The sequence below is a fragment of the Mesorhizobium sp. M7A.F.Ca.CA.001.04.2.1 genome, assembly GCF_003998485.1.
In the GTDB taxonomy this organism is placed as follows: Bacteria; Pseudomonadota; Alphaproteobacteria; order Rhizobiales; family Rhizobiaceae; genus Mesorhizobium; species Mesorhizobium ciceri.
The window spans coordinates 1-13,018 of record NZ_RZQT01000043.1; the positions used below are offsets into that span (position 1 = coordinate 1).

General features: G+C 58.6%; 13 protein-coding genes. 7 read left to right on the forward strand and 6 right to left on the reverse strand.

Annotation, left to right across the window (positions count from 1 at the left end):
- The 4 genes from EN955_RS15845 to glyA all read right to left on the reverse strand — a co-directional run.
- Window positions 1–214, reverse strand: a 214-nt coding sequence (locus EN955_RS15845) for an alcohol dehydrogenase catalytic domain-containing protein (RefSeq protein ID WP_164765289.1), incomplete at its 3' end; no start/stop codon positions are given.
- Between the two features lie 65 nt (window positions 215–279).
- A complete protein-coding gene (locus EN955_RS15850; RefSeq protein WP_126063919.1) occupies window positions 280–1,293 on the reverse strand; it encodes an adenosine kinase in 1,014 nt (337 codons plus the stop codon).
- A gap of 100 nt (window positions 1,294–1,393) precedes the next feature.
- A complete protein-coding gene (gene metK, locus EN955_RS15855; protein ID WP_024505363.1) occupies window positions 1,394–2,569 on the reverse strand; it encodes a methionine adenosyltransferase in 1,176 nt (391 codons plus the stop codon).
- Between the two features lie 57 nt (window positions 2,570–2,626).
- Window positions 2,627–3,964, reverse strand: a complete 1,338-nt coding sequence (gene glyA, locus EN955_RS15860; protein WP_024505364.1) for a serine hydroxymethyltransferase — start codon at window positions 3,962–3,964, stop codon at window positions 2,627–2,629.
- Between the two features lie 100 nt (window positions 3,965–4,064).
- Between glyA and EN955_RS34800 the strand changes: the two genes are divergently transcribed.
- Window positions 4,065–4,265, forward strand: a complete 201-nt coding sequence (locus EN955_RS34800) for a hypothetical protein (RefSeq protein WP_024505365.1) — start codon at window positions 4,065–4,067, stop codon at window positions 4,263–4,265.
- A 1,137-nt stretch (window positions 4,266–5,402) separates the two neighbouring features.
- Here EN955_RS34800 and EN955_RS15875 read toward each other — a convergent pair.
- Both EN955_RS15875 and EN955_RS15880 read right to left on the reverse strand, forming a co-directional pair.
- Complete coding sequence (locus EN955_RS15875; protein ID WP_024505366.1) at window positions 5,403–7,337, reverse strand: HrpF/NolX family T3SS translocon protein; 1,935 nt, start codon at window positions 7,335–7,337, stop codon at window positions 5,403–5,405.
- 301 nt (window positions 7,338–7,638) lie between these two features.
- The gene (locus tag EN955_RS15880) at window positions 7,639–8,337 is read right to left on the reverse strand and encodes a secretin N-terminal domain-containing protein (RefSeq protein WP_024505367.1); all 699 of its coding nucleotides are present in this window, start codon (window positions 8,335–8,337) and stop codon (window positions 7,639–7,641) included.
- A 187-nt stretch (window positions 8,338–8,524) separates the two neighbouring features.
- Between EN955_RS15880 and EN955_RS15885 the strand changes: the two genes are divergently transcribed.
- From EN955_RS15885 to EN955_RS15910, 6 genes are read left to right on the forward strand one after another with little or no spacing between them, the layout of a single operon-like run.
- Window positions 8,525–9,034 carry a nodulation protein NolB gene (locus EN955_RS15885; protein WP_024505368.1) on the forward strand — a complete coding sequence of 170 codons (510 nt, stop codon included), beginning with the start codon at window positions 8,525–8,527 and terminating at the stop codon, window positions 9,032–9,034.
- A gap of 9 nt (window positions 9,035–9,043) precedes the next feature.
- On the forward strand, window positions 9,044–9,907 hold the full coding sequence (gene sctJ, locus EN955_RS15890; RefSeq protein ID WP_024505369.1) for a type III secretion inner membrane ring lipoprotein SctJ: 864 nt from the start codon (window positions 9,044–9,046) through the stop codon (window positions 9,905–9,907).
- A complete protein-coding gene (locus EN955_RS15895) occupies window positions 9,852–10,538 on the forward strand; it encodes a nodulation protein NolU (RefSeq protein WP_269470858.1) in 687 nt (228 codons plus the stop codon). The genes sctJ and EN955_RS15895 overlap by 56 nt, the downstream gene beginning before the upstream one ends.
- Complete coding sequence (sctL, locus tag EN955_RS15900; RefSeq protein ID WP_024505371.1) at window positions 10,535–11,158, forward strand: type III secretion system stator protein SctL; 624 nt, start codon at window positions 10,535–10,537, stop codon at window positions 11,156–11,158. Before EN955_RS15895 ends, sctL begins: the two co-directional genes overlap by 4 nt.
- Window positions 11,155–12,513 (forward strand): type III secretion system ATPase SctN, encoded by a 1,359-nt coding sequence (sctN, locus tag EN955_RS15905; protein ID WP_024505372.1) that lies wholly within the window; start codon window positions 11,155–11,157, stop codon window positions 12,511–12,513. The genes sctL and sctN overlap by 4 nt, the downstream gene beginning before the upstream one ends.
- A complete protein-coding gene (locus EN955_RS15910; RefSeq protein WP_032899688.1) occupies window positions 12,489–13,001 on the forward strand; it encodes a hypothetical protein in 513 nt (170 codons plus the stop codon). The genes sctN and EN955_RS15910 overlap by 25 nt, the downstream gene beginning before the upstream one ends.
- The last annotated feature ends 17 nt before the right edge of the window (window positions 13,002–13,018 follow it).

Genomic DNA, 13,018 nt, shown 5'->3' on the forward strand with positions numbered 1-13,018 from the left:
TGCCGACGAATTCATGGCCCGTCACCATCGGCACCGGCACCGTCTTCTGCGCCCACTGGTCCCAATTGTAGATGTGCACGTCGGTGCCGCAGATCGCCGTCTTCTTGATCTTGATCAGCACGTCGTTGGGGCCGATTTCCAGCACCGGCACCTCTTCCATCCAGATGCCCGGTTCGGCCTTGGCCTTCACAAGCGCCTTCATCATGTTCGACATCAGGATTTCCCTATTCCGTGATTGCGCTTCTGGCGAGATAGCCTGCACAACGGGAAGGTAGGCCACTAACTCGTTTGAACGTCCGGAATGGTCAGCCCCGCCTGCTCAGCCTCGCGGCGCAAATTCTGCCGGGGCCGGGGGCCGATCTGCTGGATCACCAATCCGGCGGCCAGTGAGCCAAGGTCGCCGCAGGTCTGCAGGTCGCGGCCTTGCGTGTAGCCATGCAGGAAGCCGGCGGCATAGAGATCGCCGGCGCCTGTCGTGTCGACCAGTTCCTTGATGGCGGTCGCCTTGATGACCACGGTTTCGTCACCGCGCACGATGACCGAGCCTTTTTCAGAGCGGGTTACGGCGGCGATCCGGCAATCCTTGCGGATCTGCGCCAGCGCCTCGTCGAATGACGATGTCTGGTAGAGCGATTTGATCTCGTGGCTGTTGGCAAAGACGATGTCGACCGTGCCCGAGCGCATCAGGTCGAGGAACTCGTCGCGGTAGCGGTCGACGCAGAACGAATCCGACAATGTCATCGACACTTCGCGGCCTGCCGCATGCGCCAGCTTCGCCGTCTGGCGGATTGCCTCCTTGGCGCGCGGCGGGTCCCACAGATAGCCTTCGAAATAGGTGACCTTGGCGCCAGACGCCTTGTCGGCTTCGACATCCTCAGGGCCAAGCTCGACGCAGGCGCCGAGATAGGTGTTCATCGAGCGCTCGCCGTCGGGCGTGACGAAGATCATCGAGCGCGCCGTCGGCGGCTCACCCTTGAGCGGCGTGGTGCCGAAGGCGACGCCCTGCGCATGGATGTCGTGGGCGTAGATTTCGCCCAGCGCATCGTTGGAGACCTTGCCGAAGAAGGCGGCGCGGCCGCCAAAGCTGGCGACGCCGGCCGCCGTGTTGCCGGCACTGCCGCCGGAGGCTTCGATCGCCGGACCCATGCGGCTGTAGAGCAGTTCGGCGCGTTGTGTGTCGATGAGGTTCATCGCGCCCTTGATGATGCCGTTGGTCTCGAGGAATTCCTCGTCGCACTGGGCGATGATGTCGACAATGGCATTGCCGATGCAAAGCACGTCATAATCCGGCATCAAAATCTCCGCCAAAACCCGAGCCGGCTTCTTGCCACGCCGGCCGGGCGTGGTCTCGCGAGTTGAAATGGGTTGCCGCATGCGCTTGATCCAGCCGCCCTCACGCAGCTGCCTGTCCGGCTTCACGCAGCAAATCGTCAGCTTTGTCCGTCTTCTCCCAAGTGAACTCAGGCTCTTCACGCCCGAAGTGTCCGTATGTCGCCGTCTTGCGGTATATCGGCCGTAAGAGATCAAGCATCTTGATGATGCCTTTCGGTCGGAGATTGAAAACCTCGAGAACAAGGCGCTCGATCCTTTTTTCCTCGATCCTTGCGGTTCCGAAGGTATTGACCATGACAGAAACCGGACTAGCCACGCCGATCGCGTAGGCAAGCTGAACCTCGCAGACCTCCGCAAGGCCGCTGGCAACGATGTTCTTCGCGACATAGCGGGCGGCATAGGCCGCCGAGCGGTCAACCTTGGATGGGTCCTTGCCCGAAAAGGCACCGCCGCCGTGACGCCCGGTCCCACCGTAGGAATCGACGATGATCTTCCGTCCTGTGAGGCCGCAGTCGCCGGCAGGCCCACCGACCACGAACCGCCCTGTTGGGTTGACCAGAAATCTGATCCCCGAAGTATCCAGGTGGGCCGGCAGGACCGGTTTTATGATCTCCTCAATGACGCCTTCGCGGACCGTGGCTTGTGAGACCGCTTCGTCATGCTGCGTTGACAGGACTATGGTATCCAGCGCCACCGGGCGGAGCCCTTCGTAGCGTACCGACACTTGAGATTTCACGTCCGGACGCAGCCAGCCAAGCTGTCCCGCTTTCCGGACCTCGGCCTGTCTTTTCGTCAAATGGTGAGCGAGTTGGATCGGCAGGGGCATCAATGTATCCGTCTCGTTGCATGCGAATCCAAACATGATGCCCTGATCCCCTGCCCCTTGCCCGAGATCCTGCCCTCGTCCTTCATCAACGCCCTGGCTTATGTCGGGCGACTGCTCGGTGAGGGCCAGAACGACGGCGCAACGTCGACCATCAAAGCCAATCGCATCATCGTCGTAGCCAATATCGAGTATCGTATCGCGGGCGACTTGGCTGTAATCGATGTGGGCATGGCTGGTGATCTCGCCAGCCACAACGACCATCCCCGTCTTCACCAACACTTCACAGGCGACGCGCGCCTTCGGATCGGTGCGCAGGACCGCATCGAGAATGGCATCGGAGATGTTGTCTGCCATCTTGTCGGGGTGTCCCGCGCCGACGGATTCGGAAGAGAACACGAACTGCCTGGTCATAAAAATGCCCTCGCTTCAAGTGCTGGAGTTAGTGAGGAGTTTCTGGATTGGGGTGGCTTATCGGTCGCGGATGCCGGGAACATCGAACGCAGTGCAGAAGTCGGCAACGTCTCTTCGTACGCTCGCATGAACTTCCTGGTCATCGGGCTGGCGGCAGACCGAGTCGATGAAAGCGGCGATCTGCACCATCTCCGTTTCGCGCATGCCCATGGACGTCACCGCTGGTGTCCCTAAGCGGATGCCGCTTGTCAGCGCCGGATGCCGCCGGTCGCCCGGGACCATATTGAAATTCGCAATGATGCCTGCACGCGATAAGCGCTCCGCATAGGCTTTGCCTGACAGCGGCCGGTCCCGAAGATCAAGGATCAGCATGTGATTGTCAGTGCCCCCGGTGACGAGTTCATAACCTCGCTCCAGAAGCGCCTGGGCCAGAGCCTTGGCGTTGTGGACGATCTGCTGACCGTAGACACGAAAGGACGAGTTCGCTGCTTCCTGCAAAGCGACGGCAAGCGCGGCGATAGTATTCATATGCGGTCCGCCTTGCAGAAGAGGGAACACGGCGCGGTCTATACGTTTGGCCAGATTGTGTTTGCTCTTCGGATGATGGAGGGGCTGATAACGGTCTTCATTCCTTGATAAAATGAAGCCACCCCGGGGACCGCGGATCGACTTGTGAGAGGTGCTGGTGACCACATCGCAATGGGACACGGGGTTCGGATGCACTCCTGCGACAACCAGGCCGCAGATGTGGGCGATGTCAGCCACCAGATACGAGTTCACCTCCGAAGCAATTTCGGCCATTGCCGCGTAGTCAAAAATACGCGGATAAGCAGTTCCGCCGACCCAAATTAGCTTCGGGCGTTCCCGCTTGGCGGTCTCGCGCAAGTGGTCATAGTCAATTTGCTGTGTCTTTTCGTGCAGCCTGTACGGGACGCGCTGATAATCGCTGCCGGAAAAATTGACGGACCAACCGTGAGTCAGATGGCCGCCTTCGGGTAAAGGCAAGCCCATGACTTTGTCACGGGGGCTCAAAAGCGCGCGATAGACAGCCTGGTTGGCTGGCGAGCCTGAATAAGGCTGGACGTTGGCGTGTTCACTGCCAAATAGCGCTTTCAGGCGCTCGATCGCGAGGGTCTCAAGCTCATCGACGATCTCGTTTCCGGCGTAGTAGCGCGCACCGGGGTATCCCTCGGCATACTTGTTGGTGAAAATCGACCCGGTCGCTTCCAACACCGCCGAGGAGGCAAAGTTCTCGGAGGCGATCAGTTTGAGAGTTGTCCGCTCCTGACGCTCCTGTCTTAGAAGCAGTTCGTGAACGCGGGAGTCGACGGCGGCTAAGTGAGGCCGCCCGTAAGTGTCGGGCTGCGCGATGGCGCCGCCGGCGGAGTTATCCATGGTAGTCGCGCTCCATTTGGACTGATCTATTTCACGATCAAGCAGGCGGTCCCTTCAACCGCGCGTCTTGTATTGCTTCCAGGCGTTGTAGGTCTCTTTTATGATGGCCATCATCGTGGGGCAGGAGATCGACCACCAATTGAGCCAGCCCGCCATCCTTGCCTCCTGCTTGCATATGGTACGAAGACTGCGGACGTTGTTCGTTGCAGCAAAGAAAGTTGGCTCTGCCCAGCCGCCGAACGTGGCGTCGAACCTGCTCGCGAGGCAGACTGGTAATATCGGCCAGCTCGCCGACGGTTAGATCCGCATGCGCGCAAAGGCCCAGGATTCGAAGGCGATCAAGATGCGCTGCCGTCCTTAGGCGATTTACCAGTGTCAACATTGGTTGGCATCAACCCGGACGGGATGCAGCAAGCCGCTAGCCCTTCTATCCCCATCAATCCGCATGAGACCTCTCTCGTCATTTGCTGTAAATCCGCTGGTATGGATGCTAATGGAAGATGGATCACAGTCCTTTCTACGACTAAGACGCCAGATATTGGGGCTAATGTACCACCTGACAGGAGACTACACTCACGAACATTATGTGAATTTTTTTTAACGTTGCTGAGAATCAAGGGTGAGGTTTGGCGAATGTCTCGCCGTCGACTGTCGAATCCTGCCCGACGGGATTATGGGGTGCGTAGCCTGCTTGTCCTTTCCACATGACCAGCGACGATGGGGCGGAGGCGGCAGACATAGCTCTGGAGCATGCTGCGGTATCTTTGGCCTGAAGCCGAGGAAGGCGGACCGTGGCTTCCGCGCCGCTGCCGGGAGCCCGCGAACAGGCCAAGTGGATCAGCCGGGTGTTGCCGTCATAGAGCGTGAGACCCAAAGCTGGCCAGCCGCGCCCTGAGGCTGACGCACCGCTCAGCGTCCACCTTGCTCTCGAAGCCCATCGGCATAGCGCCGATAACGACTTGACCGCGTGCGTGTCGACGAGCGATCGGTGAGCGCAAGGATCGAGGGTGCAGTGCAGGATAATGCTGTTTTAAATCAGCGCTGTTTTCAGCCGACTGCCTTGAGCGTGGGCACAAGGATATAGGCCCAAGGCAGGAGATCATCGTCTGCTGTTCGGGAGGCCGCCCTGGGCGCGCGACAGCCGTTCCTTCGGCTGCGCCGCTCCGCCACCATCCGCGCCGTGCCTTCCGGAGACCATTCCCGCTGCCGGCCGGCGCCCGTGAAAACCTCGACCCGGCGCACCGGCTCGAGATGGCTGGGCTCAGCGTAACTCTGAAGTCGTCATATACCGAAGCCTTCACAGACTTCGGACATCCCCCTCACAGTCCGATCCAGATGGCGTCAGGAACACCGCTGCGTTGATGCGGATGAACCCCTGCTTGTGCCACAATGACCCTTATGTCAGCGCGCGAGCCAAAGCTTCCGCGCAAGGCGACGGCTAGGATAAGGCAATGCCGACGAAGGGCACATTGCTTGCCACACTCTGGAATGATGGCATGCTCGGAAGGCCTAGGCTTTGCTCAGGGCCGCCTGCAAGGCGCGCTTTGAGGTTATTCACATAGCCTTCTGCGTAGTCCTGCGCCGTCGAGACCGAAAGATCAATGCCTGCCGCCAAGGCCTCTTCCATCAGGTGCTTTACGAGCCCATTTCGAATGGCCAGCTTGACCTCGGGGCCTGCGATAAGGCCGATCGCCTGCGCGGCCATATTGAGGCCAGCTTCCTCCAGCGCTCGCTTCATATCGCCTCCGTTAATGGCCGTACGCAGGAGATTGGCTGCTTGCGACTCAGCCTCGAGAACCATCGAGGCAAGATCGGCTACTTGTCCGAGGCCCGGAATGAAGCTGAGCAGTCCCACCGCCGTTGCCGCCAAGTCGAGCACTTTCGTCTCGATTTTGAGCACGGAGTCGACGACGTGCATGACGGCCCCGCCGTTCTTTTTGGCTGACTTAATGTCAGGCTGGTCCATCAGGCCCATCTTCATGTCCGCGACGGCATTCTGCTCTTCTGCGGTTTGGGCGCCGTGGGTGATTGGCTGCTGAACGTTGCGGTTCGCAGACGACATGTTTGTGCAAAAATGGGCAAAGTCTTTTTTGCTGATATTGCCGGAATCAACCGTATGCCCGCCGCCAAAGTCGAAGAATTTATGATGGGTCTTATAGCCCGTGATCGAATTGTTCAGGAGGCCAAACAGAAGAGGATCTGAAAGGAGCTGAGAGGCTGCTTCCCGCACTTTCGGATCAAGGCTCTTGTCGTCTTTCATTTTCGCCAGTTTGTCGCGAGTCAGAACACCGCTTCCAAAGAACGTGTCCTGATGGTCCTTGATCATCTCGACCGTATTCAGCTCAGTTTGCGTGAGGCTCATCGACGATGAGGCGACTTGCAGGAAATCCTCTTTGTGCATCTTCCCTTTCGAGCCACCGCACAACTGGTTCCAAGCATCGGGGTGATCGAGGAAATATTGCGCCGCCGCAATGACCTGGGGCGGAAATTTGCCGTTTTTCGATTCGCCGCCGACCATTTTCTTGAACTCATCCAGACTCAGGTCCTTGGACAGATTTTCGGAGTACCGGTAAAACTCTCGCAAGGCATCGCTCAAGGTCATGACCGAAGGCTGCAAACCTCCGCTGCCGTCGGATGGTATGTAGTTCTGCTCGTAGCTTCGCGCTTGGGCTTCCTGAAATGCAGCAACTTGTGGGTGGTGGTTTGAAAATCCGGCCAAGTCCTTGGCGTTGATCTTGCCTCCACAGCGGCCGTCGCCCTGCGAGCCAATCGCATAAAAAAGTCCCGAATCCTGCTGCAGTCCCTGGATCGCCGCTTTCAGATCCGGTGGCGTAGAGGGATCATTGGCTTTGTCGGTCAACGACTTCCAAGTAAGCGGGCATTGGTCCTTGTGACGGTTGAGTACCGCAACAATCTGCAACTCAGCCGTGGTCAGCGACCCACCGTTCCACGTGATTCCGGGGCTCGGCCTGGGAGCCGGCTCGATCTTCGGAGTGACGCCGAGCAGATGTTGGGCTTCAGTCGCCTTGGAGCGTTGCGATTGGTCCTCCTTGAGAGCCGCCCTCATATTTGGCGGCAGCAGATCCAGTGGGTGTTGCTCCAAGCCATTCAATGTCAAGACATCCGGTGCCAGATGGCCCAAAGGGTCCTGCCGCAATTTATCCATTGTCGAATCAAGATTCGACGCTGGCAGATCCCCTTGCGCGAAAGAGCCGGGCTTGTCTGCCAGCACACAAGTGGACAGCATCGCTTCGAAGCACGATGCACTTTGCTGATGCTGGGTCGCAAAATGGGAAACTTTCAGGCCCGGCCAACCCCTTGCGGACTGTAGCGAATTTGAGCGGTAGAAAGTTGAAAGATTACTGGCCGACATTATGCATCCTCAGACGTGACGTTGAAATCCCCACAAGAGACCCCGACAGAAGATCCCTTGCGTTTCACAAAATTCGACAATTCCAAGCGTCGGCAGGTCACGAATGCGCCTGCCCTGCCTTCAATTGCTGTGTTCCGGGCCGGCTCCAAGGTTCGGTCCAACACAATGGCCGGAGTCACCGCGAGAGCTGCCGGGACTCATCATGAGCGGATTAGCTTTCGAGAAACTGACGAGTTTGCGAAGAGTTCACAAAGGGGTAGCCGCAGTCATGTTCTTCAGAGCTGCGGGAAATCCTCAATGTTCATTTCTTGCCCAGCTCAGGCTTCCCGCCAACGCTATCCTGTTGTGGGATGTCAGAAGAATAAGAAGCATCCGGTCGTCCGTCGCGAACGACCGTAGTGGAGGAGCCGCGAAACAAGATCAGCACTGATTCCTTTGGCGTTGCCGCTATGTGAGTCTGCGCCTGCGCCTGCGCCACCAAGCCGTTAAAGGTCTGCTCCACGAGTGCGACGAAGCGCGGTGGACCGGAAACGAAGACGAGGCCATTGCCTGGCACGGGTTTGACCACATAGCGCTCGTCGGAGATATCAAGCTTGTCGAGAGCCCCCTTGAACGCATCGAAGCGAATCGACGTCATCAAAAGCATTCGAGTTTGCGATTCTTGTGCAGCAGACACATAGAGCACAAGGCCGTCATAGTACCATTGTAGACCGTAAAGGTTCGTCAAGCGGTCGAGGAACGCGCGCGGTGGCAAATCAGGCATACGTCCGCGAATTCGCCCCTTCACCGCAGGACTGATGTTGACCCTGATATTCAGGTTGTTGCCGAATTCCTGCAACGCTGCAGCGAGCTCCTGATCCAGAACCGTGTATCTATAGGGTGTCGCCGGAAGGGACAGCGGGACTGCATGCGCCGGGTGAATCCCGGTGGACAGAAAAAACCCGGCACAAAGAAGTCTCAAAACATGCAGGGTGACGGGTTGGATAAGCGTTCTCGGCATGTCGCACTGATAAACCAAACGCTGAAATCATCACAAGTGACTAAATTGCCGAAGAGATTTTAGATTGTCGAAATGACGCCGCCGTTAGTCAGCTTGTTGTCAGCTTGCCCCCCTAGGAGTGTTGCGCCGACACCGGGTGATGAATGGGCGGGGCTCGCCCGGTCAGAGAGAGCAACCGAGTCCTTACATGATGATGCCTGTCACGTCGATCTCTGCCACTCTAACGGCTGGCCTCCCCAGGGTCGGATCACCGTCGATTGTCGAGCAGGCCCAGTTTGAGCGCGCCTTAGGGCATGCAGCCGACTCGCTGAAAAACGATGCCGCCGCGGGGCCAGCGAGTGCGGCGCCAGTTGCTGCGGCGATGGATGTTCAGCGCGCGGCTGCGCCGACGAGCGGCATGGGCGATCGCGTGTTGCAGACGATTTCCTCCCTATATCCACACAACACTGTTTCCTTCCCCGCGCTCGACCATGACATAGCCCTTTCGAAGGGCGCTCTACCGGGACCGGCGCAGAAGCTTCCCGTTCCAGGTGAGGCGGGAACCGGAATCTCGGGCATTCCCCAACAAGGGCAAGACTTCGAAACGATGATGGCTGGTCTTCGGGATGTTTACAACGGCGTCACCCAGGTGGCGCTTATCTCCAAAGGCGTCAGCGGCGTCACATCATCCGTGAATAAACTTTTGAAGGAAGGCTGAACCGCGCGCATGATTGGCTTGGCCGAGGGCGAAATCATGCGTGGCCTGTCAGGGTGGCGGTCGGTTAGACTTGTCATGCTGCCAGTTCTCGTCGCCCTCACTGCTTGCAAAGCCGACCTCTACACGCAATTGCAAGAGCGTGAGGCAAATGAAATGCTCGCACTTCTTGAAGACAACGGGGTCGCCGCGATCCGGGTGGTCGCCAAGGATGGAACCAGCACGATCCAGGTTGACGAAAAGCTGCTCGCCTTCTCAATCAACCTTCTGAACGCCAAGGGGCTGCCGCGCCAATCCTTCAAGAACCTCGGTGAGATATTCCAAGGATCAGGCCTGATTGCCTCGCCGACCGAAGAGCGTGCCCGTTACGTGTATGCCCTGAGCGAAGAGTTGTCGCGGACGATCAGCGATATCGATGGCGTTTTTTCTGTACGTGTTCACGTCGTGCTGCCGCATAACGACCTTGTGCGAGCCGGTGCCACGCCATCCTCGGCCTCGGTGTTTATCAGGCACGACGCAAAAACAAATGTCGCGGCTCTGCTGCCAAAGATAAAGATGCTTGTAGCCGACAGCATCGAAGGCCTGTCCTACGATAAGGTGGAAGTGGTTTTGGTGCCGGTAGAACGGTCCGCACACGAGCAACGGCCCGATCCGACTGCTGTTTTGCCACAAGCATCACTACCTCTTCCTGCGCCACTTCTGGCGACCGTAACAGGTTTTGCCGCAGCCGTATTCGCCGTGGCCTGTTATCTCTTGATCGGCGTTGTTACGCGTCGGCGCAAGCAATCAACCGGCGTTTCCAAGGTCGAGGGGCGCCGGGATGCTTCTGCTGTCGAGGCCATTCGCAAAAGAATGCCTGCAATTGGACGTGGGTGACATCTCATTGCCAATGCCTATACAGACCGCCCGACCTGATGGTCCGCACTTTCCGGGCGCGAGCGAGCTTGCGGCTTCGGCCCATCCAACCCGTCTTGCGGCGCGTCTTGATCCAGCGTTATCGGCCGAAACGTTAGTGAAGTTGCAGAAGTGTTCCAGACTGCATCCAAGGCTGGCAGAATTGCTGGGCAACGATGACGTGGATCTGAACCACATCGGCTGCAGGCCGGACCTTCTACGCGGGCATGATCCATATCGAGCGGCCCTTCTTGCTGGTAGTATCTGGCATGCCCGTTCGCTGGTCGCGTTTGTCTCTCAGCCTGAGCTTGCCATCCTTGTTAAACGCATCGGCGTGGATGCACACGCATTCGGAATCCGACACCTGCTGCATGCTGTTGACAAAAGACTGATCTCGGACCCAGAAAAACTCGCTCAGCAAATCGAATACGATGGACACGCATGTCTTGGAGCTTGGCTCCAGGACAGTTCAGCGACCGAGCGTAACCGCGTGCTTCTTCGATTGCCCGAGGGGACTGCCGCGGAGACTCCAGCACATGAGCATTGGACCGCCGCCGGCCAATTGCTTTCACTTGTAGTAGCTCATTTTGAGACAGAGACCCCGGTGAAATGACAGTCGAACTTTCCGAGGGGCCAATAGCGCCGCAGATGCGTCCAGTCGGACCACTGATACCCGCGAGCGAGCTCGAAACCTGGCACAGCGCCGCGCAAGCCCTTGCCGCGGCAGAACGGCATCGGCAGCGCGTTCGAAACTGGGCACGCGCGGTTTACCAGCGGGCGTGGGCGCGCGGCCACATGGAGGGCTCGAATGCAGGCACCGAGGAGATGGCAGGGTTGATTGCGGAGACAATCTCCGAAATCGCGCGACGAAAGGCGGCTCTGGAGCAGGAATTGCCGCAGCTCGTGATGGAAATATTGAGCGATCTTATCGGCGCTTTCGATCCGGGCGAGCTATTGGTGAGGGCTGTTCGTCACGCCATAGAGTGTCAATACAGCGGCGCCGACGTTTGCCTTCATGTTTCTCCCATGCAAGTCGACATGCTTGCACGAGAGTTTGCTCGATGCGACGGCCAGGATGGTCGACCAAGGGTGCGGATCGAGCCCGACCCGACATTGTCGCCGCAACGCTGCGTGCTGTGGAGCGAGTACGGCAATGTTGACCTTGGACTTGACGCCCAGATGCGCGCGCTGCGCCTTGGTTTCGGGACGCTCTGTGAGAAAGGCGAGCTATGAGAAAGCCCGTCCCAGAACATAACGCTGACGCCGACACTCGAGCTCTCGTTCCAGCAATCTCGTCTTTGAGGGCTGCGGCCAAGCGAATTGACACGCGTGCGGTGCGCGGTCGGATCACGCGGGCTATCGGCACACTGGTTCATGCCGTCTTGCCAGACACTCGTATTGGGGAACTTTGCCTCCTAGAGGACCCGCGAACCGGGCTGTCGCTCGAGGCCGAGGTGATCGGCCTGTCGGGTGATGGTGTATTGCTGACACCGATCGGGGACTTGGTGGGCCTATCCAGCCGCGCAGAGGTCGTGGCCACTGGCCGAATGCGTGAGGTGCCCGTCGGCGGCGATTTGCTCGGTCGCGTGATCGACAGTCGTTGCCGCCCATTGGACGGCAAAGGCGAAATCAAGACCGTCGAAACTCGGCCCCTGCATGGCAGAGCCCCCAATCCGATGACGAGGCGCATGATTGAGCGGCCATTCCCGCTTGGGGTCCGTGTCCTCGATGGTCTGCTGACGTGCGGCGAGGGCCAGCGGATCGGGATTTATGGCGAGCCAGGTGGTGGCAAGTCGACGCTGTTGTCACAGATCGTAAAGGGTGCCGCCGCTGACGTCGTCATAGTGGCGCTCATAGGCGAACGTGGACGGGAAGTTCGTGAATTCATCGAAAGGAATCTTGGTGAAGAGGGCCTTCTCCGTACGGTCGTCGTGGTTGAAACATCCGACCGCTCGGCGGTAGAGCGTGCGCAATGCGCTCCAATGGCGACTGCGCTCGCGGAATATTTCCGCGATCAAGGCCTACGCGTTGCTCTCATGCTGGATTCGCTGACGCGCTTCTGCCGCGCTATGCGCGAAATAGGCCTTGCTGCGGGTGAGCCGCCGACGCGACGGGGCTTTCCTCCTTCCGTTTTTGGCATGCTGCCAGGCCTGCTCGAGCGCGCCGGCATGGGTGAGCGGGGCTCAATCACGGCCTTCTATACGGTGCTTGTAGAGGGTGATGGCACGGGTGATCCAATCGCCGAGGAATCGCGTGGTATTCTCGATGGCCATGTCATCCTCTCACGCGCTATTGCGGCGCGATCGCATTTCCCCGCTATTGATGTGCTGCAGAGTCGCAGCCGCGTCATGGATGCAGTCGTTTCGGGGACACATCGCAAGGCAGCATCCATTTTCCGCGAGCTCCTGTCGCGCTATGCCGAGACCGAGTTCTTGATCAATGTTGGCGAATACAAGCCAGGTGGAGATCCCCTGACTGACCGGGCTGTCGCGTCAATCGACGAACTGAGGGAGTTTCTGCGCCAGAGCGAAGATGACGCGTCAGATTTCGAGGAGACGGTCGCATGGATGTCGCGTCTGACCGCGTAAACTGGATTCAGTCTTCGAGGTTACGGCTTCTGAAGGAAATGCAAGAGCGTCGTGCCCTTGGCGAGCTGTCCAAGAAGGAAGCCCAGCGCGATGTGGCCGCCTCAGCCGTACAAAATGCCTCTAGGGAGCTTGCAATGATACAGCAACATTGTTCAAGAAAAGAAGCAGCGCTCTATCAGCATCTGATGTCACTCGACAACTTGTCTAGCGCAGCGCTCGACCGTCACCGCCTTCACACTGAACAACTTGCCGCTGAGATCAATTCCAGACGGCAGATGCTTGATGATACCCAAATCGCTCAAGAGGAGGCTGAGATGGCGGCGTCCAGGACGAGGGAGCTATGGGTCATATGTTCGGCGGCAAGGGACAAATGGCAACAAATCGAGGACGACGTGCGGCGCGCCGTCGAGACTCATTCGGAGGCCGCAGCCGAGATCGAGGCCGACGATGAGATACTGCTGAAATATGCGAGGGGGTCGCTTGCCTAAATGCCGCGCAACCGGAT